The organism is Enterococcus sp. AZ088 (assembly GCF_051714845.1).
Taxonomy (GTDB): domain Bacteria; phylum Bacillota; class Bacilli; order Lactobacillales; family Enterococcaceae; genus Enterococcus; species Enterococcus faecalis.
The window spans coordinates 817,501-840,930 of record NZ_JBIOSQ010000001.1 but is presented as its reverse complement, the minus strand read 5'-3'; the positions used below and the strand labels follow the sequence as shown (position 1 = coordinate 840,930).

Annotated in this window: 20 protein-coding genes, 10 tRNA genes and 2 riboswitches (1 of these 32 only partly in view); of the genes, 12 read left to right on the top strand and 18 right to left on the bottom strand. The window is 34.8% G+C overall.

Annotated elements, in window-relative coordinates; genetic code table 11:
- Positions 1-186 precede the first annotated feature (186 nt).
- Positions 187-1,857: a PucR family transcriptional regulator gene (locus tag IGL17_RS04120; RefSeq protein WP_025193339.1), complete on the top strand. Its 1,671-nt coding sequence runs from the start codon at positions 187-189 to the stop codon at positions 1,855-1,857.
- A 54-nt stretch (positions 1,858-1,911) separates the two neighbouring features.
- Here the strand turns inward: IGL17_RS04120 and IGL17_RS04115 are convergent, their stop codons facing one another.
- The 3 genes from IGL17_RS04115 to IGL17_RS04105 form a co-directional block, all read right to left on the bottom strand.
- The gene (locus tag IGL17_RS04115) at positions 1,912-2,337 is read right to left on the bottom strand and encodes a universal stress protein (RefSeq protein ID WP_002358161.1); all 426 of its coding nucleotides are present in this window, start codon (positions 2,335-2,337) and stop codon (positions 1,912-1,914) included.
- Positions 2,337-3,935, bottom strand: coding sequence for an Nramp family divalent metal transporter (locus tag IGL17_RS04110; RefSeq protein WP_002382010.1), 1,599 nt, complete (start codon positions 3,933-3,935; stop codon positions 2,337-2,339). The genes IGL17_RS04115 and IGL17_RS04110 overlap by 1 nt, the downstream gene beginning before the upstream one ends.
- A gap of 263 nt (positions 3,936-4,198) precedes the next feature.
- Positions 4,199-4,714 carry an AAA family ATPase gene (locus tag IGL17_RS04105; protein ID WP_002384763.1) on the bottom strand — a complete coding sequence of 172 codons (516 nt, stop codon included), beginning with the start codon at positions 4,712-4,714 and terminating at the stop codon, positions 4,199-4,201.
- Between the two features lie 314 nt (positions 4,715-5,028).
- Positions 5,029-5,196: riboswitch (M-box (ykoK) riboswitch) on the top strand.
- Between the two features lie 44 nt (positions 5,197-5,240).
- On the opposite strand from IGL17_RS04105, the gene IGL17_RS04100 reads away from it, so the two are divergent.
- The 3 genes from IGL17_RS04100 (at position 5,241) to IGL17_RS04090 (ending at position 8,436) form a co-directional block, all read left to right on the top strand.
- Positions 5,241-7,013 (top strand): ABC transporter permease subunit, encoded by a 1,773-nt coding sequence (locus tag IGL17_RS04100; protein ID WP_438839735.1) that lies wholly within the window; start codon positions 5,241-5,243, stop codon positions 7,011-7,013.
- A gap of 88 nt (positions 7,014-7,101) precedes the next feature.
- Positions 7,102-7,881, top strand: coding sequence for an ABC transporter ATP-binding protein (locus IGL17_RS04095; RefSeq protein WP_002360638.1), 780 nt, complete (start codon positions 7,102-7,104; stop codon positions 7,879-7,881).
- Positions 7,882-7,943: 62 nt separating this feature from the next.
- Positions 7,944-8,111, top strand: a riboswitch (M-box (ykoK) riboswitch).
- 64 nt (positions 8,112-8,175) lie between these two features.
- Positions 8,176-8,436 (top strand): hypothetical protein, encoded by a 261-nt coding sequence (locus IGL17_RS04090; RefSeq protein WP_002358168.1) that lies wholly within the window; start codon positions 8,176-8,178, stop codon positions 8,434-8,436.
- Between the two features lie 557 nt (positions 8,437-8,993).
- Here IGL17_RS04090 and IGL17_RS04085 read toward each other — a convergent pair.
- The 4 genes from IGL17_RS04085 to IGL17_RS04070 all read right to left on the bottom strand — a co-directional run bounded on the left by IGL17_RS04085 (position 8,994) and on the right by IGL17_RS04070 (position 12,439).
- Complete coding sequence (locus tag IGL17_RS04085) at positions 8,994-9,629, bottom strand: hypothetical protein (RefSeq protein WP_368014499.1); 636 nt, start codon at positions 9,627-9,629, stop codon at positions 8,994-8,996.
- Positions 9,630-9,702: 73 nt separating this feature from the next.
- Positions 9,703-10,485, bottom strand: coding sequence for an abortive infection family protein (locus IGL17_RS04080; protein WP_174112977.1), 783 nt, complete (start codon positions 10,483-10,485; stop codon positions 9,703-9,705).
- Between the two features lie 18 nt (positions 10,486-10,503).
- A complete protein-coding gene (locus IGL17_RS04075) occupies positions 10,504-12,042 on the bottom strand; it encodes an RNA-directed DNA polymerase (protein ID WP_368014500.1) in 1,539 nt (512 codons plus the stop codon).
- 253 nt (positions 12,043-12,295) lie between these two features.
- Complete coding sequence (locus IGL17_RS04070; RefSeq protein WP_174113003.1) at positions 12,296-12,439, bottom strand: hypothetical protein; 144 nt, start codon at positions 12,437-12,439, stop codon at positions 12,296-12,298.
- Between the two features lie 1,355 nt (positions 12,440-13,794).
- Between IGL17_RS04070 and IGL17_RS04065 the strand changes: the two genes are divergently transcribed.
- Positions 13,795-14,541 carry a hypothetical protein gene (locus IGL17_RS04065; protein ID WP_368014501.1) on the top strand — a complete coding sequence of 249 codons (747 nt, stop codon included), beginning with the start codon at positions 13,795-13,797 and terminating at the stop codon, positions 14,539-14,541.
- Between the two features lie 22 nt (positions 14,542-14,563).
- Complete coding sequence (locus IGL17_RS04060; protein ID WP_173950774.1) at positions 14,564-15,439, top strand: replication protein; 876 nt, start codon at positions 14,564-14,566, stop codon at positions 15,437-15,439.
- A 424-nt stretch (positions 15,440-15,863) separates the two neighbouring features.
- On the opposite strand, the gene IGL17_RS04055 is transcribed toward IGL17_RS04060, so the two are convergent.
- The gene (locus IGL17_RS04055; RefSeq protein ID WP_438839734.1) at positions 15,864-16,016 is read right to left on the bottom strand and encodes a hypothetical protein; all 153 of its coding nucleotides are present in this window, start codon (positions 16,014-16,016) and stop codon (positions 15,864-15,866) included.
- A 246-nt stretch (positions 16,017-16,262) separates the two neighbouring features.
- On the opposite strand from IGL17_RS04055, the gene IGL17_RS04050 reads away from it, so the two are divergent.
- From IGL17_RS04050 to IGL17_RS04025, 6 genes are all read left to right on the top strand, one after another.
- Positions 16,263-16,592: a winged helix-turn-helix transcriptional regulator gene (locus IGL17_RS04050; protein WP_002405202.1), complete on the top strand. Its 330-nt coding sequence runs from the start codon at positions 16,263-16,265 to the stop codon at positions 16,590-16,592.
- Between the two features lie 78 nt (positions 16,593-16,670).
- Positions 16,671-17,276, top strand: a complete 606-nt coding sequence (locus IGL17_RS04045; protein WP_174113007.1) for a hypothetical protein — start codon at positions 16,671-16,673, stop codon at positions 17,274-17,276.
- Positions 17,277-17,453: 177 nt separating this feature from the next.
- Positions 17,454-19,283, top strand: coding sequence for a hypothetical protein (locus IGL17_RS04040; protein WP_368014503.1), 1,830 nt, complete (start codon positions 17,454-17,456; stop codon positions 19,281-19,283).
- A 571-nt stretch (positions 19,284-19,854) separates the two neighbouring features.
- Positions 19,855-20,454, top strand: a complete 600-nt coding sequence (locus IGL17_RS04035; RefSeq protein ID WP_368014504.1) for a tyrosine-type recombinase/integrase — start codon at positions 19,855-19,857, stop codon at positions 20,452-20,454.
- Positions 20,455-20,804: 350 nt separating this feature from the next.
- Entirely contained in the window at positions 20,805-21,017 is a 213-nt protein-coding gene (locus IGL17_RS04030) for a DUF3173 domain-containing protein (RefSeq protein ID WP_002405208.1), read from the top strand.
- A 1-nt stretch (position 21,018) separates the two neighbouring features.
- Entirely contained in the window at positions 21,019-22,131 is a 1,113-nt protein-coding gene (locus IGL17_RS04025; RefSeq protein ID WP_033778484.1) for a tyrosine-type recombinase/integrase, read from the top strand.
- Positions 22,132-22,529: 398 nt separating this feature from the next.
- On the opposite strand, the gene IGL17_RS04020 is transcribed toward IGL17_RS04025, so the two are convergent.
- From IGL17_RS04020 to IGL17_RS03975, 10 genes are all read right to left on the bottom strand, one after another.
- Positions 22,530-22,613, bottom strand: a tRNA-Leu gene (locus IGL17_RS04020).
- A gap of 14 nt (positions 22,614-22,627) precedes the next feature.
- A tRNA-Cys gene (locus IGL17_RS04015) sits at positions 22,628-22,698 on the bottom strand.
- Between the two features lie 25 nt (positions 22,699-22,723).
- Positions 22,724-22,795 (bottom strand) — tRNA-Gln (locus tag IGL17_RS04010).
- Positions 22,796-22,809: 14 nt separating this feature from the next.
- Positions 22,810-22,882 (bottom strand) — tRNA-His (locus IGL17_RS04005).
- 36 nt (positions 22,883-22,918) lie between these two features.
- Positions 22,919-22,992 (bottom strand) — tRNA-Trp (locus tag IGL17_RS04000).
- A 4-nt stretch (positions 22,993-22,996) separates the two neighbouring features.
- Positions 22,997-23,077 (bottom strand) — tRNA-Tyr (locus tag IGL17_RS03995).
- Positions 23,078-23,082: 5 nt separating this feature from the next.
- Positions 23,083-23,155: transfer RNA gene (locus IGL17_RS03990), tRNA-Phe, on the bottom strand.
- Positions 23,156-23,200: 45 nt separating this feature from the next.
- Positions 23,201-23,276, bottom strand: a tRNA-Asp gene (locus IGL17_RS03985).
- A gap of 10 nt (positions 23,277-23,286) precedes the next feature.
- Positions 23,287-23,359 (bottom strand) — tRNA-Val (locus IGL17_RS03980).
- 27 nt (positions 23,360-23,386) lie between these two features.
- A tRNA-Glu gene (locus IGL17_RS03975) sits at positions 23,387-23,430 on the bottom strand (it continues 28 nt past the right edge of the window).

The window sequence follows — 23,430 nt, the reverse complement described above, 5'->3', positions numbered from 1 at the left end:
TGCGTTTCTATAGGTTGTAAGCGCTGATTGTTCTTATTTGGTCACTTGTGACTACCAATCACGTGATGACTTGGAACTTTTTTCTATTAGTATAAGGATACCTTATTTTCCCTAAAATAGTTTTGTAACATCTTACAATAAATACACTTAATTTTTAGATAATTCATACAAAAGGAGGCCTTGCTAATGATGACGGTCAATGATCTACTCCATGCAGAAGAACTACCTGGTTTAACCTTATTGACGCACGAGACCAATTTAGATGCGCCAATTCTACAAGCAAATATTTTAGAAAATCCTGATGCTTTTGACTGGTTAACGCCAGGAGAAATTTTATTAACTACCGGCTATATTTTCAAAGATCAGCCTTGCTTGCAAAAACGTCTTATTCAAGAACTAGCAAATATGAACTGCGCTGCTCTAGGCTTTAAAGTCCAACGCTATTTCAATGAAGTTCCACAAGAGATGATCCAATTAGCGAATGACGTCGGATTACCAATTCTCTCAATCCCTTATAATTACAACTTTTCTCAAATTATTTCATTGGTCAATCGCCGAGTCAATCAACCTGACGAAACGATTAGCCAACATTCTGTTCATATGCATAATAAATTTTATACAATTATCAAAGCTGGCGGAAAAAGTACCCAATTACTGGAAGTATTAAGTGCCGCGATTCAAGCGCCTGTAATGCTTTTAGATGAGCGTTTTCAGATTATGAATCATTTTGATTTACCTGATGCGCCAACAAGAATCACCAGTATTTTAAACAACGCGACTCTCAAAAAACAGTTTGAGACAGCTTTAAAAGCCCAGAACAATGAGCTACTATTATTTTATAAAGAACCATTGACTGTTGAATTTTCCTTAGCGAACCATCAGTTATCTTTGCGAATTTTACCCATCAAAAAGAAAAATCTCAGCTTATCTTACTTAGTGATTTGGCAAACTACCAAAAAATTACAGACGATTGATTTATTATCTGTGGAGGTCTGTGCTCACTACCTTTTACCACAACTTCAATTAGAATCTTCGGAAAATTTAACAACGAGGCAAAAGATCGGGGCGCTGTTTCAAGACCTTATCCAAGAAAAAAATACCAATCCTCAAGCTTGGCAAGAATTTAGTAATTATCTGCAATTAAATGAAAAAGATACATTTAGTCTCTTGCTTGTAGCCATTGAACAATTGGAACAACTGTTTAATCCGACTATTCAAATGAATAGCATTGGCCATCAATTGAATCATATTTTAGAAGGATATCGACAAAAAATTACTGCCTTTCCTACACAAACTGGCTTTATTTTATTACTAGAAAATCCAGCGCAAGAGGAAGCCACCTACCTTGCACAAACCACTCATCTTGCCAAGAATTTACTAGAGCAACTAATGAAACTGAATCCAAAATTATCATTTAAATTAGCGATTGGTCCAACTGTCAAGAAAATCACCAATCTGTGTGATTCTTATAAATTAGCACAAGAAACATTCCACTTAGCACAAGCAAGTCAAGAATTACAACAACGAACTATTTTGAATTATGACGACCTCTTTTTTTATCGTTTAATGATCGAAACCCTGACCAAACAAGCCAAACAAAAAATATATCAACGATTGATTGCACCATTAGAAAAAGAAGATCAAAAACATGAAAGTTCCCTACTAGAAACCATCAACACCTACTTTCAATCGAATAAAAATATTTCGTTGACTGCCACAAATATGTATGTACATCGTAATACAATTATTTACCGCTTAAAAAAAATAGAAGAGATTCTTCACTTAACTTTAGAATTTCCTGATAGTTCGCTACAACTAAGTTTGGCTGTTTATTTATATAAACAAAAATTACTATAAAAAGGCCACCACGAATAGTAAATCGTGGCGGCTTTTTTAACTGTTTCAATTTTGTTAGCGAATAATCATTACAGAAATTGGTGCATATCGAGCCATATAAGCTGCTTGGCTACCAAAAAAGCTTTTTAATTTGCTAGTTGACTTGGAGCCAATAATTAACAAATCTGGTTTATTCAAAGGAATAAGCTTATTAATAATTAATTCTCCTGGGTTCCCTTCATTGACAATTACACTTACTTTATCGATGCCATTCGCTAACGCTTCTTGTTGATATTTTTCCGTTTGTTTCTCTAATTTCGCCAACTGTTCTTGCCAATAATTTTTATCTAACGATTGGTAAACATTAATCTCTTTCTCTTCTAAAATCGAAACAATAACCAATTCAGCTTGTTCTTCTTTTGCTTTTTGGATAGCATAATGAAATGCTTTTAACGCATCTGGCGACTCTTCAACACCAACCATAATTTTTGAAAATTTCATTATTTAACCTCCTCTACTTGTTGCTCCATAGCTGCAAGCTGCTGTGCATATCGTTTATCGCCTTTATATAATTCCACAACCGTCCAAACTAACAAGAGGATGACGAGTGCTATGATGACATAGGCAATATTATCGGCTAACGTAATTTGACTCGCTGTCGGATTATCACCGAAAAATCCTTCAATTTGATCAGGTAAGCCTTTCATATTGAGGTAAATTAAGCCAATGACAGAAACCCAGCCTAACAATTTAATTAACCACGAGTTTTTAAAATGTTCACCCATTTCAACACGGCTATCTGTAAACATCAGTAAAGGCAACATAGAAAATGGCAAAGCAAATGCTAGAAAAACTTGTGAATTGTTCATTAAATTATTAATCGCGATATGCTCTTCCACTGTACTTTTCCCGCTGGTCATTAAAACACAGATTAAGACAGGAATAACAGATAACAAACGTGTGACCATCCGACGTAACCAAATTGGCACACGCATATGAATAAACCCTTCCATAATGATTTGACCAGTTAACGTTCCTGTAATTGTTGAATTTTGTCCTGATGCCAATAAGGCTACCGCAAATAAAATCGATAAAATTCCAGAACCTGCAATATGCGCTAAAATAGAATTACTCATAACCGCTGGATTTGATAAAGCATCAAACAAACCAAAGAATGAAGGATCTTTGACACTACCGGATTTAAAAACGGCCACACCCATAATCAATAACAAAGAGTTAACAAAAAATGCCATCGTTAATTGAATATTAGAATCCCAAGTTGAAAAACGTAAAGCGCGTTGAATATCGGTTTTATCTTTACGATCAATTTTACGACTTTGTACAACAGAAGAATGTAAATACAAATTATGAGGCATCACTGTTGCACCAATAATCCCCAATGCACCTGTCAGTGGCGTTTGCCCATTCACCGCATGTGATGTAGAAAAAGCTTCTGCGCTAGGAACCAGCCCTTTAATTACATCTCCCCATACTGGATTTGACAATGCCACTTGATAAGCAAAAATCACAAAAATAACAACAATTAAAGCAACAACAATAGCTTCAATTTTTCTAAAACCAATTTTTGTCAATAACAACAAAAGTAAAACATCAAATACCGTAATGAAGACAGCCAGACCTAAAGGAATATGAAATAATAAATATAAGGCAATTGCGCCCCCGATAACTTCAGCGATATCTGTAGCCATAATTGCTAACTCTGTTAAAATCCATAATACAATACCTAACGTCTTACTAGTTCTAGCACGAATCGCTTGTGCTAAATCCATCTGTGAAACAATGCCTAATTTAGCAGCCATATATTGGAGCAACATTGCAATCAAACTGGAAATTAAAATAATCGACATCAATAAATATTGAAAATTTTGTCCCCCAGTAATTGAAGTAGACCAGTTTCCTGGATCCATATACCCCACTGCTACCAATGCTCCTGGACCTGAGTAAGCAAATAACGTTTTCCAAAAACTCATATTTTTAGGCACGTCGATGGTGCCATTAATTTCTTCAAGCGAAGGACCATTTGCATATTCAATCAAATGATGTCTTTGCTTTGGTTCATGTTCTTCTGAATTTTTCAATTCAATTCCTTCTTTCGTTTTGCAATAATTTTAAAAGGCCCTTCCCGTCAGAAGGTTAACCTCTAATATATTTTAGGTACACCTAAAATATACTGCTAAAAATAACAAAATGCAAGACTTGAAAGAAAATTTTGACAGTGTAAAAATAGATTGTCGTAAATGTGCGGTCTTAAAGTTTGAAGAAATCAGGGTAGCTGGTAGTTGATTATCTTAAGAAGTAGAAAATAAGAGACCTAAGTCATTTCGGCTTAGGTCCCTTATTTTTATTCGGTTATTCTATTAAGAATGGTTGCTACAATTTCTGTCGTGTCAGCTGAATGATTTCTAAAAATCTCGGTAAACTGAATCTGACGAAAACCTTCAAGTACTTCGGGCAACTTATTTTTCCCCCATTCAAAAGTTCCATCATTTCTTTTCAATAATCTCTGTAAAATTTCTTCTTTCTCGACCGCTAACAAAAAATGATAAACGTCAATGCCTGCTCGTCTCAGATATCCAATCAGCTCTTCTTCATATTCATTTTTATAAAGGGTCATTGGAACAATAATCGGCCGTCCAGACTCTTTGGACATTCGTTTTAATAAATGAGCATTCCAGCAACGCCATTCCTGATACTCTTGAAAATCATTTTCTTTCATTTCTTCGGGAACTAGCTCCATCAATGCACTACCAATAATTTCTGGATCATAAATGATTGCATTGGGAAGTTTTTGTTGTAACTCATGTGCAATGGTCGTTTTTCCGGCTCCAAACGCACCGTTTAACCAAATAATCATCATAATTTCCTTTCTTCTGAACAAATTTCTTTGTTGTTTAATTTAGGTGCTAGATTACTTTTAATTTTTTTAGCCATTCACTTATAGTTACTACTTACATCTTTAACAGTAAACGAGACAAACTAAAAATACAACATCCTACGCTATTAACCTCGGGTTACATAACATACTCATCTGATAATTTCTCCCTAAAAAAACAGAATGTGGGCAATCTTTTTAAGAATCATTGAATAGAATAACAACAAACAGTAATTCAGGTATAACCAGCTAGAAATTGTTTTATTTTTAGTCACGAGTATGATAAGCATGTAAATCAAATAGAATCATATTAGGTGAGGTTACTCTGAAGAACACAGGTTATCGCTCGGAAATGTCGAGAGACAGTAACGAGTAAAGCAGGGATTGTCGAATTAAGGCTTTCCTAAGATAACTAGAATTTTTTTCTTACGTCTCAGAAAGCCAAAGCTCAATTATTGTGATTACCCTATAATCTTCTTCTTTTATTCGGCGACCTCTTTAATATGATTAATTGGAGGTTTTTAAATTGAAAGCTGTCACTGCATCATCTAAGAAAAATACCCTACTTGCTAAAAGTATCGGGAATCTTACCTTACTCATCATTTTAGGCATTTTCATTTTTATCATCGTCTTCTCTTGGCTAAAAATGAATCGCCCTCTTCACACCCTTCCCTCAGAAGAATTCCTCGCAACACCAAGTAAAACAGATGATTTCTTATCTCCATCAAATCTTTTTTACTTTTCAATTCGAACCATGTTTCGAATGATTGTGGGTATGGCTTGGTCCTTCCTGTTTTCCTTTGTTTTTGGTATTTTAGCCGTAAAATATAAAACGGCACGAAGAGTCATTTTACCATTAGTTAATTTCCTTGAATCCGTTCCATTACTAGGCTTTTTGACCTTTACAACTGCTTGGTTACTTGGTTTATTTCCAGGAAATGTGATGGGCGCAGAAGCGGTTGCTATTTTTGCCATCTTCACAGGTCAAGCTTGGAACATCATGTTGACTCTTTATCAAATAATGGAAGTTATTCCTTCAGATCTAGTCAATGTGACCGATCAGTTCAAGTACAATGCTTGGGAAAAATTTTGGCGTCTTGAATTTGTTTACTCAATTCCTGGCTTACTTTGGAACGTTATTATTTCTCAAACTGCGGCTTGGTTTGCCTTGGTGGCCAGCAAGCAAGCTTCTGTTGCCTTTCCTAAAGAAACCAACCTTTATTTACCAGGAATTGGTTCTTATATCCAAGTAGCATTAAATCGAGCCGACTTTAAATCCTGTTTATGGGCTGTTTTTGCCTTATTAATCAATGTGGTGATTTTAAACTTTTTAGTTTTTCAACCTTTAGTTCGAGCCACTTATTATTTTAAATATGAAACAGATGTCGAAAGTACGACGCCACCTAAATCCATCATTTATCATTTATTAAAAAAAGCAACTTTAACGAAATACTTTTCAAAAGCTTTTGTGAAATTCAGTCATTTTTGGATTTACGATTTACCAAAAGTTTGGTACTTTTTCAAGCTAGACTATCTCTATCGATTACTAGCAAAATTACGCCATTTCTTCAAAACATTATGGTATGTCAGCTTAACCATTATTGGGGTTTATTGTTCTATTAAGCTCTATCATTTCTTGCCCCATCAAGATTTCAGCATGATTCCTAGATTAACCCTTTATACTACACTACGGGTTACCTTGGCCATGGTCGTTGCTGGCATTATCTTTACTCCCTTAGCAATCTGGGTTGCGAATGATAATCGGCGCTTAAGTATCGTTCAACCGATTGGACAAATTTTAGGCTCCATTCCGTCAAATGTTTATACTCCATTCATTGTGTTGATTATTAGTATGGGCTTCAACAAATTAGAATGGTGGATTCTACCACTCATCATGGTTGGTTGCCAATGGTATTTTTTCTTTAATGTAATTGCTGGCTACTTAGCCATCCCTGATGATATTCGTGACGTAACCAAACTTTTTAAATTATCTAAATGGCAATGGTGGACAAAATTTTTGATCCCTTCTATTTTACCTTACCTCATTACAGCAATTATTAACGCTGCTGGTGCTGCTTGGAACGCTGATATCGCAGCAGAAAGCATTCAATGGGGCAAAAAATCAATAGATGTTACTGGTCTAGGACAATATATTGCGGCAAACGATGGTGTAAAAGATAAATCTGCCTTAGGAACCTTAGCGATGTGTTTCGTTGTTGGTTTATGTATCGCCTTTGTTTGGCAACCTTTATATCGAGCAGCAAAACAAAAATTTCACTATTAATAGCTGGACGACTCAACTCGACTAAATTTTTAAGATAAACTAGAGAGGAGAACGATAGGTGATTTCCCTTGACCTATCTAATAAGACGATGGAAAATAAAGAATTATTAAGCATAAAATCAGTATATAAAGAATTTGAAATTGAAGGACATTCAGAACATTTAAAAGTCCTTGAAAATATTGATTTAACAGTTAAAACGAATGAATTTTTAAGTATTATCGGACAATCAGGAACAGGAAAATCAACGTTGCTCAGAAGTATTGCTGGACTTCTTCGTACAACTAGAGGTGAAATTACTTTTGAAGATAAAATCATTAATGAGCCTGATGCCAATATCGGCATGGTTTTTCAACATTTTGCCCTTTTTCCTTGGTTGACAGTTGAAAAAAATATCAGCTTTGGCTTAGAAAACCGTAAAGAAATTTCTCGCGAACAAATAAATAAAAGAGTCAGTAATCTCATTGAAATGATTGGTTTAACTGGTTTTGAAAAAGCTTATCCTAGAGAGTTATCTGGTGGAATGAAACAGCGTGTAGGCTTTGCTCGTGCATTAGCCATCGAACCTAGCTTATTGCTCTTAGACGAACCTTTTTCAGCTTTAGATATCATTACAGCCAGCCAATTATCCAACGATTTATTAGAAATTTGGCTAAACAATCAAATTGCGACTAAATCAATTGTGATGATCACGCATGATGTCCAACAAGCAGTTCAACTTTCTGATCGGGTTGTATTAATGGATGCAAATCCTGGTCGTATTGCCAAAATTTACTCAATCGATATCCCCAGAAATCAACGTTCGCCAAAAACAACCATTGATATTGTAGAACAAATAACAGAAGAAATGGTTCGTCGCATTCATTTGTAAATAGAACTGTTTTGACTTCTGCTTATGTCTTGACAAAGAGTTACTTAAAAGACTATTATTTCTTTGTAATAAGTTAGGTGAGGCTCCTATACAAACATAGGCTATTGCTCAGAAATGTCGAGAGACACCAATGAGTAGAACAAGACTGGTCGAGGAGAAGGCTTTTCTCAAAATAGCTAAGAGTGATCTTTACGTTGTATAGTGCTAAAGCTCAACGTTCATGTTGATGTATCTTTTTAGTCTCTAGTTAATCAGTTAAGTACTTTTATTTAAAATTAAGAGAGGAGTGAAAGTATGACTACTATGTTAGCAATCATTGGAACTGTTGCAATCATCACAGTTCAAGTTATTGAATATAATATGACAGAAATTCATATTCCTACTGCAGGAACATTTAATGACGATGATGCAGAACCCCCACATTCTTCTGTAACCCTTGTATTTATTCGCACTATACTTATCACTCTCTCACTTAACTTTCCATCTCATTTTTTTGAGATGGTTTTTTTATGTATTCGAGAAAATAATAAACAAAAAAGACTGTTAAATCAATGATTTAACAGTCTTTAGTATACCGGCGGCCGGGGTCGAACCGGCACTCCCGTGAAGGAACTGGATTTTGAGTTTTACCGCTCTTATTACTATAAGTCAGTCTGACAAAAATAAATAAGACTATACCCATTTATAACCGATTTAAACAAGTTATGGGTTAGCCATCTAGGATATTATTTGGAGATTCTATTTACCTGTATACTTCTACATCCTAAGTATACCATCTATTTCTATCCTTGTCCAGAATTTTTTAGCTAGATTTAAGTTAGATGATTGCCACCCTCGTATCTTCTTTGTTCAGTTTGATTAGATGATGTATTTCAAACATACTTAGATGACCTAAACTGCGTTTTACTATATGTAGATGGTACGCAAATCATAGGGTATCTAATGCTTGAATCCATGCAGAACCCCCATCCTAGATTGTTGGAATTTTCTGCTCTTTACATAATATAAGTCATTCGGAAAATTACATAGCTAAGTTCAATATTTTTAATATCCACAGATAATTCTTTCCAAGCTAGTTAATACTGTCATAGGATTTTAACACCTATGACTCTTTAAACAATGCCAATATCATCTCTCATAGCTTGAATCAACTCACGTCGACGCATTTTGATAATATTTTCATTTTGATTATCAGGAATCATCGCACTATAACCTGAAATAAAAACATTGTGAATAATAACTTCAAACCTTACTAAGCAATTTTTAACAGATTGACTCGCATATAGTTCAAAAACTGTTTTATCTGAATCTAAAAAAGAAGCATATTCTTTAACTGCTTTGTAATAAGAATCTCTATTCATTTCAAGTTTATCTTTAGCATAGTTTATATTTGATATTTCAACCTCAATATCAGCTCTTCTCTGATAATCAATATTAACTATCTTTAATTGCTCCTTATAATCCTCCAACTTAATATCTAAAATATTGAATATTGCATCGTAACTTTCTAAACTATAATTTGGACCATATTGAATATGTTCAAGGATATCATTTGGTGATTCTTCAGGATATAAGTCAACTACTGATATTAAAGATTTATATACTTCAGTTAAAATCCCCCTCTTTGCTTGCTTCTCAGTTTGTCTCAATTCTGACTCTTTTACAATTTTAGCCCCTCTTTGAGTAATAATTGTTCCCACAACTCCTATAACGCCGCCAACTAAAGCACTTAATAATTCACTTTCCAAAAAATCACCTCTATAAAAAGTTTCACTCTTTTAATGCTATTATTATACTTTCTATTAATCAAAAAAGACATACTTATCTCATTTCATAAGTTTCCCATATAAATAAAACAATACTAACAGCTGAATTAACCACCAATCTAGCATATCGAGAAGGTAATTCTATAAAGTCGCTACCTTTACCATGTCCATCTCCTTTTTCGTTTCTCAAATGGCTAATACCTTCGATAATTTGGACAAAACTGCTCAAAATCTTTTTAACTTCTTGGTTAGATTGGGCACTGATATTTTCATTTGCATCTAAATTCAATAATTTAAAAACTTTTTTCCTCAACTCTTGCAATGTTACAGATGAACTATAATCAATTTTTTCTTTATCTAAAATATGCTTAAAACATGATTCTAACAACTCTTTTGCTTTTCCTATAGAATCAGCAGGATGAGTATTAATAAGCTCTGTCATTAAACCAACTTGCTTTTCTATATATAAACTATCAAACTTTTTAGTAAGATTTATAGCTTCTTCTTGTAAATATATATCTGAAGAATTCACATATTCTTCAATACTATCTCTAATAACCTTCAGTTGCGAATCTTTCTGTTCAGTTCTCCAAATAGTTTCTTTAGGTAAATCTTCGTAATAATCTAACAAATCTTTAGTTAATTTAACTATTTGAAATGGTTTACCTTCATCAATAAATTTTGATAATGACTTACCCTTAGAAAGTCCATATTCACTTTGAATAGCAATACCAATTGATTGCGTTGTAAAACTGTCAAATGTACTATTGTTGAAGTCAAAGACATATCCACCATCATTGAAAAAAGCCTTAATTCTATTTTTATCTCTAATATTCAATAATTATCCCCCATTAATCTAAATAAATTCACTGTCATAAATATTAGCAAATAAATCAATTTCTCCTGATGTTAGAGTAATATTCATGTCTTCTATATATGATTCATTTATTAATCCCGATTCATCAAAACCATTTTTCAACCATTTAGAATTCCATAGAGTATTTTCATCTGGTTTTCTTACTTTTTGACAGATCCTTGATTTATATTCTTTTTCCCTATCATGAACTAGAGAAAGTCTTTGAAGCCATAACTCTACAAAATTTGTGTTAGGTGTCTTATCAAACTTTTTAATTATCTTGTCAATAATATGTGGTATTTCATCTTGCTCTATTAATGTAACCAATTTACTTAGTATCACTACACAATGTTCTATAGTATTAGGATTTTTAACCATTATATCAATAGTTATGCTAATTAGCTGATTGATATCTTCAGGAGAATTCTCAATGTTTTCAATCCTATATTTATATATATCCGTTAATGCACGTCTTATACTACCAGAATGTGGATATTTATCTGCCAGCAATTTTATTTGTATTAAATGTTTTTGAATACCTAAACTAAATTTCACATCACCAAACTGTTTCAATTCAATGCTAGAACGTTTCATATCCCAGTATAGCTTATCTGGTTTAACGGCATCTTTAATAATATCTGTAGATATAAACGTCTTATTTGCATTTAATTTCATATTTAAATCAGCCAAAATCTCAGATAATAATTTTATAATTAATTCTACATCACCCTTAGAATTTGAGAATACACGATAATCATCTCTGTATCTCATAATATAAAAATTTGATAAATCCTCTTCCTGTAATTTATCAGTTAATTTATAATCCGCATATGCTAGAACAATTTCAGCAATAAAATCCATCAAAACACTACCTTGAGGTATACCATTTGTTTGCCCATTCCGCATATATTGTATCTTGGCGTCTATTTTATTTCCTATACCTTGATTCGGCCTTCTATGAGTTTTAGCCCAAGCTTTAGAATGTACAGCCCAAGAAACTGAATGGGTATATATCGATCCATAACAATTACTAATATCAGTATGTCCACAGTATTCGTAATCAAGAGAGTATTTAATTTGTGATTGTTCCAAATTCTCCCACCAATTTAGAATAGTTTCCGCTTTATCACTTTTATTAGACTTAGATTCAGCAGGTAATGATATACAGTCAACTACTGATTTAGAATTAAGTTCTCTAACTCTATTACAGAGCGTATTCCAATTAGACTCATCAGTTATGGTATTAACTAAATCTACATATACTATAGGATGAATTAATTCAATTGGTCTCCATGCATAATTACCATCTTTATTGGCTAATATCACATGATTTACGTTTTCATGTTTAGAAAGTTCACTTTTACTTTTTGATAGATTTTCTAAGCTTGTATTTTTTAATAGGATTTCTGCTTTTTCAAGCATACAACTAATATTAATGTAGCTAGGAAGACTGGAATTAACATAACTTTCACTTTTTAATAAGAATCGTCTAGCTTCAAAATGTGTCATTTCAATGATATTTTTTCTACTTTTCCTCATATTTATACTCCTACTTGACCATTTCTCATATTATTATACTATAGGTGGCTACAGACTGACATATTTTTATAGATTCATCTAGCTTTTATTTTATGATATTAGTTATATATGCTTCTTGTTTACATTTTTTTAGGTATTCTCTTAATTTATTGGCAGATTCCAAACTAAAAATCTTCTATGTTTTCCGAAGGGTTGCTTTCCCTTTTTAATAAATTTACTTAGCTATCAACCTATTTATTTTTTCTACGATAAATCAGATGCATATGAAAATTACTATCATTTTTTCATCTCCAGCAACATGATTTTTCACCCCCACCCACATAACTTTTTTCTCCAAATCAGCTTCTTTGCTAGGCAATGGAAAAAATAATTGTATGGCTATGGTCATTTGTGCCATCTGCCACAGCCACCACCAGTGATGCAGTCAGGCACCCTTGAGATGAATTTTAGCAATAACCACAGAGACCGATTGGTATGACTATTTTTCTGTGCAACCATGCTTCTTGCTTCTCCCCACCCTTCTTTCAGCTATCGAATGCAGATAAGTTTCTTCTATTGTAAATACCCCTTTTCCCCCCACTGATAACTAAGCAACCTAAATTCAGCCTACTCCCCATCAGCTAAGCTGATTGAACCAAGATAAGCTTAAAGTAGCACCCAAGTAAGCTGATTTCAAGAGAGATACGGAATCTCTTCCTGCAATTCTTGCTCAAATGCTTGACATCTTTTCTATTATCCATCTGACTATCAAGTCTGCATACAGATAACTATTCTAGCCAACTAAAGCCAGCAGCATCACAGGAAGAAAAGCATTAGATAAGTAACTTGGTACTTTTATCCCCCTAAAGCCCAACCCTCCAGTAAATATATAGGCAACATGAACTTTTATCTCTAGATTTTAACAGCAGAGACATAGGGGATCTAACCAGTATAACGAAAGGAGTTGACCAAAAAATGAACACCAAAAGGAGTCCAAATAGCAAATAAGGCAAGACTCAAAATCCCTATAGCTAGATGAAATTGAGTCAAGTGACTTTAATAGCTCGGAAATGACTTCTCAAATAATATCTGTTAGATACGGATTTTACCACCCAAAACTTTTCAAATTCGTGGTATAGACTGGGTTGCTTAGGAATTACTATCAGTAAATAATATAGATATGGTAGCTACCTAGCAAATATCAAACTGTCCCACACTTTTAGCGCACAAAGTCACTAGGACAGAAAAATAACCAATCAAAACAACTCTAGCCATTGGTACAACCGATTTTTTCATGAATCAAAGACCACATTCATTGGTACACTTGACTTTCAGCTATTTTGAATAGTGATCAGTATATTACTGGGGGTCGTAGTACGAGGCTTGGCAGATTCTTTTTAACCATTTCGTCTGCACGTCTCCCCTCACTGGGGTACTGTAGAGCCAAAAAGGGACGCAAGGTGGATTTTTCTTTGAGGAAAGAGAAAGACATTATCGCTTTCTTGCGGACACTAAGAAGCGCTCTAAAGACGTCAAGGGGTATTTTTCCATTGACTGGCGTCTGTCTCAGCCTTTGCCTGTGGCGTACCCAAAACCAAGACCCCAGTATTAGGCTGAACGCTGGACATTTACTTGTCGCTCCTACTCTTGCAAAGGATTGTGGCAACTAGTAAGGAAGAAATCGAGTGGCTCAAGGGATTCAGGCTCTTTAGGCATGGAGATTGGCTTGTACCATGAAGGTGGAGCAATAAAATAAGAAAAGAGGAATTTATAATGGGAAAAAAATTAAGTAGTAAGGAATTTTTAGAATTTAGAATCACTTTATCACCAAAGGACGCTGAGGTAGTAAATGAAACTATCCATAAATTTGCTTTTGTAACAACGACCGATGACCGTGTTGACCCTACAGAGAATATAGAAATTGGAACCATTTTCTGCTTTCAAGATGAACCTAACTGGGTTGAAAACTGTCAAGGATTGTACCAAGCCGTATCTAAATTAGGTTGTAAAATAACTGTTATTACTGATATGTCGGATACTTGGTTCTTACCGATAATAACTGGCTATACTACCCGCCGTAATAAAAGTAAAAACAGAAAAGAAGACGTACCACCCTATGAAGAATTTGAGGTATTTCTACTGAAAGATGATGTTAAAGAGGCGATTCTAACTATCCGTTCTAAAATTGAATGTGTCTTAAATATTGACCCATGTGAACTTGATGATAACTTTGACCTTATAAATAATAAATGGTGTCAAGGATATAATCTTATGAAAGATTTTATCTATTTAGGTGTGCTTCTCTCTCCCGATGATGTTAAAAAACTGTACCAAATTCTTTCCAAATATGACTGTGGGATTGCTACTGCTCCAGGACTCTTTGACTCATATTTTCAGCCTGAACCTCTTTTTCCAAAGAAAACGGCTCAAGACCATGATGACAGAGATGACTGTGACCTATTTAACTTTACTATTGATTATGACCTATTTAGCTTTACTGATGACGAACTTCCATTTTAAACAGAGAAAGGAATAAAATATAATGACTAAACAACCAACACCTAGACACAGAAACTGGATATTTATTGTCTATCCAGATTCAGCACAAAAAAACTGGAGAGATATTGTAACAGATATTGGTGCACCATGGGGGCATAGTCCCTTGCACGATAAAGATGAAAATGAATATGGTGGGGCTAAAAAGCCCCACTACCATTGCCTTATCAAATTTAATAGCTTAAAGTCTTACAGACAAATCCTAAAGATAACTGGCAAACTCCATGCACCAAATCCACAACCCTGTGAGTCTATTGTCGGAAAAGTAAGGTATTGGCTCCATCTTGATAACCCTGAAAAGTATCAATATGAGCAAGATGACATCATGGCATTCAATGGACTAGATGTCAAAGAAATACTAAGACCAAGTAAGACCCAACAAACCGCCATGATGAGAGAAATAAGGAAGTTTATCAGAGAAAATAATATCAAAGAAATGAAAGACTTTATGGACTATGCAGATGAAGAATCCCCACGATGGGGGTACGTCATCAACAGATACCACATTGGTATCAGAGACTATATTAATAGCTGTCGATATAGTTCTAAGTCCGAACAGAATGAAAACTACAAAGGACTACACTTCATTCGTACTTTCATTAAAGACAACGGTATAACAGAAATAAGTGCTGTGTACGATTTCTTAGATGAAACAGCCCCTCAATGGGGCTACTTAATGGATACGAATTATCTTGAAATTAATAGCTATTTAGAAAGTACGATACGAAGAAATAAGCCCAAAGTGTGGGTAAATTCTTTTGATAGTAATACGCAAACGTACAACATACCCTTAGTGCCAAGAGGGATTGATTTGGAACTATGGGCATTAACAATAAAGGAATACCAAGAGTCTTGCTTGTAAGATTTCGACAATGTCAATGTTACCAATTTTTAGTTTTTATCAGTAGTCTAACTCTTGATAAATCTACTAACAGTCAGACTAATGTAATTTCAGTAGATTAGGACTAATTAATAGAGGATAAGAAATACCCAGTCTGAAAAAATAGGTATTTCTCCTCTTTTAGCTTTTCAATCCTCTTTGATAAGTTGTTCTACTTCTCCCCTACTATCTATCATGCCATAGATACTAGATAGTAGGGGTATTTTTGTAGATACTGAAAGAATGAATTCAATCAATAAGACTATTAAACTTTCCAAGTATGTCAAATAAAATCAGATAAATCAAATCACTAGAAAACCAAAGGTATTTTCCATGACTCAAGGTTAGATACTAAATCCACCCCACCCAGTGAGTAAGATTCTTAAATCTACCATGTATAGCAGATTTACCAAGTTTGAAAGGTATAAATCATAGCTGGTAGTTGTACAAGCCCAAAGGCAAGTTGCTTATCTCGGGTATCAGCAATGAGACTGCTTCTGACCATCACTACCACCGCAATCCATTGGTACAACCGACTTTCTACCTTTAAAGAAACCAAATCCCTTGGTACACTTGGCTTTCATCTATTCTGAACACTGAACAGCTTGTTACTGGGGGTCGTGGTATTCATCTCCCAACTTTTTCATGCTATTAACTATACTTGGGGTACTTATCAGCTATACAAAATTAAATGACCCTTCAAATATATTACAATAATATAAGTGGTTCTATTTATAATAAGATAAACTCTTTTGAAATTATGATAAAATAAGCGAAAAGACCTTATGTGAAGGAGTGTTAATAAATGATAATGAAAGATCACATGCCCGAATGTGATGTAGCAACTACAGTCCAATTAATCGGCAGTAAATGGAAAACATTAATTATTAGAGACCTTATGACTGGTTCAAAAAGAAATTCTGAGTTAAAACGTTCTCTAAAGGGTATCTCTCAAAAAGTACTAACAGAAAGTTTAAAATCAATGATTGAGGATGGAATTGTTGAGCGTATTGATTTTCAGAAGAATCCTCCTCACGTTGAATATCAACTAACCGAGCTAGGAAATACATTATTACCTGTAATCGAAGCTATGAGGAAATGGGGACAGTTTTATAAAAAACAATTTATTGCATAGTTACATTTTTGTGCCTACTTCTCATCTTAAAATTAATCAGTTATTCTTTAGATATAGATTCTTTAGGAGAGTGATAATATGGATATAGAAATGCTTGAATTTAAACCAATAAATGTTGATTCAAGATTAGTCAATTTAAATGGAGAAATTGTTTCAAGAGTAGTGAAATCAAATAAAATTATGGAATTTGATGAGAATACTTATGCTAAATTAGCTGATAATTCCTTTCATAACGGAATTATTGAAGTAAAAATGCTAAGTAAATTATTACCAGATGCTCCTGATTTTGCTCGTGGTTTTATTGGCATTACTTTTAGAGTCAATGAAGATGATTCGAAATTTGAATCCTTTTATATAAGACCAACCAATGGAAGGGTTGATGACTCAGTAAGGAAAAACCGAGCAATACAATATTTCTCTTACCCTAAATATACATTTGAATATTTTAGAAAAAAAGGAATTATCGATTACGAAGGTTCAGCAGATATTGGGCTTAATGAATGGATTACCTTAAGAGCGGTAATAAATGGAGCAAGAGGAGAATTTTATCTTAATCATGAAGAAAACCCAGTTTTAGTTGTTGAAAATATGAAACATGGAGATTCTAAAGGAGCGATTGGTTTATTTGTAGATATCGGAACAGAGGGGTTTTTTAAAGATTTAAGAATCACATCGTTTGATTAATTTGACTAATATAAACATGATCTTACTAAGAGCAGTTATTACTGCTCTTTTTATTTATACTTTCTATAACCAATTAAAGATACTTCTTATCACATATATTTAATTATCTGCAATTTTGCAACACTTCAAATAAAAAAGTATTTGCTTTTCACTATCTTCCATGGGAAAATTATTTCTGTGAGGAAAGGAGAAACCAAGGAGAGAACAAAAATTAAAAAACTTACTTTAACAAAAAAACGCTCTATTCAGCTTATCATTGCTACTTTAGCAGTCTTAGGGATCTTACTAGCTATGAGTTTTCATTCCCAGAACAGAGTGAAAAGCTCTCTTAACTATTTCAATGAACGCTGGAAAGAAATTGAATCAGAGGGAAACCTAGATTTGAGTTTATTGAATCCTAAAAATAACAAGTATATCCCATTAACAACCGGTAAGAAGATGGATAAAGAGAATAAAACAAATTTTCTCCCCTCTCGATTTGAAAAGCAAAAACAAATTAAGAGAATCAGCCATGATGAACAACTCCTATCCGATTTAGGAAATGAGTACAGTAAAGCGGGTAATATTGGAGATACTTCAAAAGAATTTTCGATTGAAGATGAACAGAAGCGGTTAGATAAAATGTACGCCTATTTTGATGGTCTGACTACTGAGGGGAAAAATCAATTTAAGCCTGTAAAAGATAGCTTAGATAGGGCTAAAAAATCATTGGAAATAATTAGTGACTACAACAAATCCTACTATATCCCAATTGAAAAATCAGACCTAATACCTACTGCCTATAAATTTCCATTAAACACAGATGTCGCAAATCAATACTGTAAAAAAATCTCTGACGAATTAGATTACAGCTATGATGACTATAATCCAAATGCAGATACAGAAGAAAATACTACATCTGATATTCGCGAAACTGATTGGGATAATGGCGCCTATGGTATTCTATCTTGGGGAGAGTCACTATACAGATATTATCTCGATTTAAAAGGAAGACCTGAAGCTGTGGCATCATTTGAAAACAACCTAAATCTAGGCGATACAGTTGTATCCGATGCTTTTTCCGATATGATTGAGGGACAGTTTTCTAAAAAAGAAATGGAAAAACAAGATCCAAATGATATGTCTGAAGAAGAATTAAGTAGAAACCTAATCTATTCATTAGCTTCTATGGGGTACTATGAACGTGCGACACAAGATGATGATAAAACTATTAGTAGTGTCATTACACCTTCTTCATGGGTACTTCAAAAGGACGACAAGATAGTATTAAAAGCTTCTTTCAATAGTATACAAGAGAATCATGGAACTGACACTTTTTTTGCAACATACTCCATGACCGATACCAAGACAAAAGAATCTTTTGATATTACCATTAAGAACAATGATAATGGCTCTTACCATGTCACAGGACAAACTCCTGCAGGTGAAATCAATCATGATTATACGCCCATATCAAATAAAAGTACCAAGAAAGCGGATAGTTCTACAAGTGAAGAAGTTCTGTCATCAGCTAATGTCAGTAAAGAAACCATGGATAATGCAACTATAGAAAGCTATTGTCATTTATTCAGTGGTAAATTTATAACAAATAACCTTGATAATCATACAGCTAGTTATTTCAATGAATCTCCTAAAAGTTGGCGATTTGAAGACAGTAGCAAACTACTAATAACTGCCGAATTTCTTGGGGTTGCTAACAGTTCTGCAGATGGAACAGTACAGTTTAAAATGAGAGATAAAGAATCAAGTAAAGAGTTTCTTTTGAATATAACGCCAAATAGTGATTGGGATGGGTATAAACTACAAGCAGATACGCCTGTAGGAAATCTAACTGGCGATTATATTGCTGTAACCAGTAATAAAAATACTCGACAAAAACAATCAGATAAAGCTTATGAAGAGAAACAACAAAATCAATCAGATGGGAATAAAAACGACACAGACCCTAAAGGTGAAAAATCATTACAGGGGTATACTGGTGAAGATGCAACTAATCCATTTGACTGATACGAAACTAAATACCTTTTTCCTCACACTCAGGAGTCCTTATCTCAAAAGGACGAATAGTGGTGTGAATCCCTATGGTACAGCCTTTCCTCTGCTATCCAACCACTAAAAAACAGTCCAAATTTGCTCCTCAGCGTCCGAAAATACGTTACCCTACACTTGACCTACCCCACGCAGGAAAATCCCGCAAATCGCATTTTTCGTCCTTTTTGTAGTGCCACCTATCGAACCTTAGATAGCTAGTAATCCAAAGAGAACTGAATGAAATAACCAATTAAAAAGCACTAAGAATGGCTATATGAGGCTGTTTCTAGTGCATCTTTATTTGTCTGATAGCTATATGAACTCCCTGTACTTATTTCTATCTAACATGGGGGTATCTGGCCTAGTAGAATACTTAGAGAGATTAAATAACAGTTAATCAGTGGTGAAATAAAAGTAAACAGGAGTCCTTTTGAGATTTTAACACCTCGGAAATCCTTTACTGACAAGGATTGGCTTCTTTGTTCCAATAGAATAGGAGCTATTTTTATAGTTTCTCCAAATATAACGAACAAAGGAGACCATCATCATGGCAAAAAGACAAACGACCAACGTCCAACCAATCAAGGATTCAAATGTACTCAGACAGGTACAGGATACGCTTTTAGACAGTTTCAAAGCTGGACGTAGAAACTACACCATCTTTCAGCTTGGCAAAGCAACGCTACTAAGAGTCAGTGACGTGTTATCTCTCGAATATTCCGACGTATTTACAGCTGAGGGGGTATTGAAAGAACGTGCCTACATCAGAGACCAAAAGACAGGCAAGCCAAATACCTTGTACCTCAAACCAATCGAAAAAGATTTGTATCTCTACAAAGAATGGCTTGATGATAACGACATCAAGAGCCAATGGCTCTTCCCCTCTTCTTCCGATTGGAATTCACCAGTTACACGCAAGCAATACTACAAAATCATGCAGAAGACTGGCGATCTCTTAGGCATTAATTACTTGGGTACTCATACCATGAGAAAGACAGGTGCCTACAGAGTCTACGAACAGACCAACTACAACATAGGTTTTGTCATGAAACTACTGAATCACTCTGACCAAAAGTCCACCCTAAGTTATTTAGGACTAGACGAGGTACAGAAAGAAGAGCTTCTTGACACGATTAACTTCGGTTAAACCCATGAAAGATGGTGAAAAACAATGAAAATAATTTCAAAACCAATTTATTTTTGTCATTAAAATTGTCCGACCTACTCTCCACTTCTAGGGGTACTGCTTATCTTTCAATGTATCTAACTATCAATCTGGACTACCTATTTGACAAGACAGCTCTGTTTGGAATCGCTATAAACCCTTATTTGGAGGGCTTTCAAAGAAATTTCTTATCCCTTATAATTAGTATATAGAAGAAAGAGACAAGCAATGAAGAACAATTCCATGGAAAATGATTTACATTCTCTTACTTCCTGAAAATAATTATTTCAGATGATTATATCTAGTCACATAATAAAAGGAGACAAGAAACTATGACAAATCCAACAATCACTAAACACGACTTAATCGAATTGGGCTATGGACACTGTACGGCAGAAGACCTAATTAAGAGAGCTAAAGCTTTGATGGTACACAAAGGATTCTCTTACTATGAGAATACACGACTTGGACGTGTGCCTGTTAAAGCCATAGAGGAAATACTAGGCATTCAGTTAGCAGTAAAACCAATTGAGGAGGTAGACTAAAATGACAATCAGAAAAGACAAAGCAACAGGGACATGGATTGTAGATATTTCAGATGGTTTTAACCCCGTTACTGGTAAGCGTAACCGATTTATCAAACGTCAAATTAAGACCCGTAAAGAAGCTATTAAACTAGAACAGGAACTTAGATTTACTAAGTTTGGAGATACCTCTCTTACAGGTGCTACTATTGAAATGCTGTATCAGATTGTTGTTGAAGAAGATAAAAGAAGTAATCGTAAGGAAAGCTACTTACAGACACAAGAGTATAATTACAACAGGCATATTAAGGGGTACTTTGAGAAAGCTAAAATTGAGCTTTTAACTTATAAAGAGCTAGAAGTCTTTCGTACTTCACTCACGAATAAAGGTTTATCCAATAACACGGTTAATAAACTCATGATACAACTAAAGAAACTCTTAGATGTAGCCGTCAAACAAGGATTTCTAAAAGTAAATCCATGCACACAATTAAAGAAATTACCTGTCAAAAAGAAAAAGATGGACTATTGGACAACGGAGGACTTCAATCATTTTATGTCACTTTTTAAACCTGATGAGTATCCATACAAGCTCTTTTTCAAAGTTGCCTTCTCAACTGGTATGCGTATGGGAGAACTTTTAGGACTGACGTGGGAAGACATCAACTTACGCAGAAACATTATAGACGTTAATAAAACTTTGATTCATTTGACAGGCAAAAACGTCCTCAATGAACCCAAAACGAGCGCTGGAAGTCGTCAAATTGCTCTTCACAGCAACTTATCAGATGAATTATGGGATTGGAAAGATAAACAGCATGAGCTTCTCTCGCCTTTCGTACCAGAAACAGAGAAACTCCAAGTCTTTCAATTCGTCCCCGAAATCATGACACGTTTCAAGGTATCAAAGAAATATGATGACGTAGTAGAACGTAGTTCTACTCTCAAAAGAATCCGAATTCACGACCTCAGACATTCCCACGTAGCATTTTTAATTGATAATGAGGAAGATCCATTCATCATTAAAGAACGCATAGGACACGCCTCAATTAATACGACCTATGATATTTACGGACACCTCTACCCAAATAAGCAACAAAGCTTAGCCGATAAATTGAATAATGCAATTGTATAGATATAGATAGTAGTAGAACTTCAAGTAGAATGAAGTTCTACTATTCTTTCTAGTCAGCAGGTACACTCATACAGAACATAATATGGAGTAATAAATAGTTACCAGAATCAATTTAATTAAATAGTTCAAAAAATGAGTTATAATTCAAGTTTGAACATAGTATTAGTTATCTTCTCTTTTTACATAATGACCAATCCTTTTTATTTGAAAAACTATAAGAGATAAGTTAAAAAGAAAAATGTAAAAAAAATAATGGTACAAAATGGAGTTCTCCTTTTTTCTCCTAAAATAAAGAGAAAAGTTAGACATGATATTACAGCATAGGTACTACTGTTTTCACATAATATAAAAAGAAAACCCCTACTGTAAGATAGACTTACAGTAGGGGTTTATTGGTATACCGGCGGCCGGGGTCGAACCGGCACGATCGTGAGATCACTGGATTTTGAGTCCAGCGCGTCTGCCAATTCCGCCACGCCGGCAAGATATTTTTGGAAGGCGGTAACCGGATTTGAACCGGTGATGAAGGTTTTGCAGACCTCTGCCTTACCACTTGGCTATACCGCCATATTCCATTTTTGTTACAAAAAAACTGGGGTAGCTGGATTCGAACCAACGCATGACGGAGTCAAAGTCCGTTGCCTTACCGCTTGGCTATACCCCAATAAAATTACAAAGGGCGACCGATGGGAATCGAACCCACGAATGCCAGAGCCACAATCTGGTGTGTTAACCACTTCACCACGATCGCCGTAATCTTAAAAAGTGTATCTATTAAATAATTAAATGGCAGGGGCAGCAGGAATTGAACCCACACCAACGGTTTTGGAGACCGTTGTTCTACCTTTAAACTATGCCCCTAAAATGGAGGAAAGTGGATTCGAACCACTGAACCCTAAGGAACGGATTTACAGTCCGTCGCGTTTAGCCACTTCGCTATTCCTCCATAAATGGCGTGAGACAGAGTCGAACTGCCGACACACGGAGCTTCAATCCGTTGCTCTACCAACTGAGCTACCACGCCTAAAACAAAAGCTTGTTCAAATAATTTTCAAGTAACAACATTAAATGGCGGTTCCGACGGGATTTGAACCCGCGATCTCCTGCGTGACAGGCAGGCATGTTAACCCCTACACCACGGAACCAACCGAGTAATGGAGGTTAACGGGATCGAACCGCTGACCCCCTGCTTGTAAGGCAGGTGCTCTCCCAGCTGAGCTAAACCTCCAAAAAGGAATGTTACTATTAAAATAAATGACCCGTACGGGACTCGAACCCGTGTTACCGCCGTGAAAGGGC

What these genes read in the sequence shown, in the direction of transcription:
- IGL17_RS04120 (WP_025193339.1), top strand. Translation starts at nt 187, where the DNA reads ATGATGACGGTCAATGATCTACTCCATGCAGAAGAACTACCTGGTTTA.
- IGL17_RS04115 (WP_002358161.1), bottom strand. Translation starts at nt 2,337, where the DNA reads ATGAAATTTTCAAAAATTATGGTTGGTGTTGAAGAGTCGCCAGATGCG.
- IGL17_RS04105 (WP_002384763.1), bottom strand. Translation starts at nt 4,714, where the DNA reads ATGATGATTATTTGGTTAAACGGTGCGTTTGGAGCCGGAAAAACGACC.
- IGL17_RS04095 (WP_002360638.1), top strand. Translation starts at nt 7,102, where the DNA reads ATGGAAAATAAAGAATTATTAAGCATAAAATCAGTATATAAAGAATTT.
- IGL17_RS04090 (WP_002358168.1), top strand. Translation starts at nt 8,176, where the DNA reads ATGACTACTATGTTAGCAATCATTGGAACTGTTGCAATCATCACAGTT.
- IGL17_RS04075 (WP_368014500.1), bottom strand. Translation starts at nt 12,042, where the DNA reads ATGAGGAAAAGTAGAAAAAATATCATTGAAATGACACATTTTGAAGCT.
- IGL17_RS04070 (WP_174113003.1), bottom strand. Translation starts at nt 12,439, where the DNA reads ATGGCACAAATGACCATAGCCATACAATTATTTTTTCCATTGCCTAGC.
- IGL17_RS04065 (WP_368014501.1), top strand. Translation starts at nt 13,795, where the DNA reads ATGGGAAAAAAATTAAGTAGTAAGGAATTTTTAGAATTTAGAATCACT.
- IGL17_RS04060 (WP_173950774.1), top strand. Translation starts at nt 14,564, where the DNA reads ATGACTAAACAACCAACACCTAGACACAGAAACTGGATATTTATTGTC.
- IGL17_RS04050 (WP_002405202.1), top strand. Translation starts at nt 16,263, where the DNA reads ATGATAATGAAAGATCACATGCCCGAATGTGATGTAGCAACTACAGTC.
- IGL17_RS04045 (WP_174113007.1), top strand. Translation starts at nt 16,671, where the DNA reads ATGGATATAGAAATGCTTGAATTTAAACCAATAAATGTTGATTCAAGA.
- IGL17_RS04035 (WP_368014504.1), top strand. Translation starts at nt 19,855, where the DNA reads ATGGCAAAAAGACAAACGACCAACGTCCAACCAATCAAGGATTCAAAT.
- IGL17_RS04030 (WP_002405208.1), top strand. Translation starts at nt 20,805, where the DNA reads ATGACAAATCCAACAATCACTAAACACGACTTAATCGAATTGGGCTAT.
- IGL17_RS04025 (WP_033778484.1), top strand. Translation starts at nt 21,019, where the DNA reads ATGACAATCAGAAAAGACAAAGCAACAGGGACATGGATTGTAGATATT.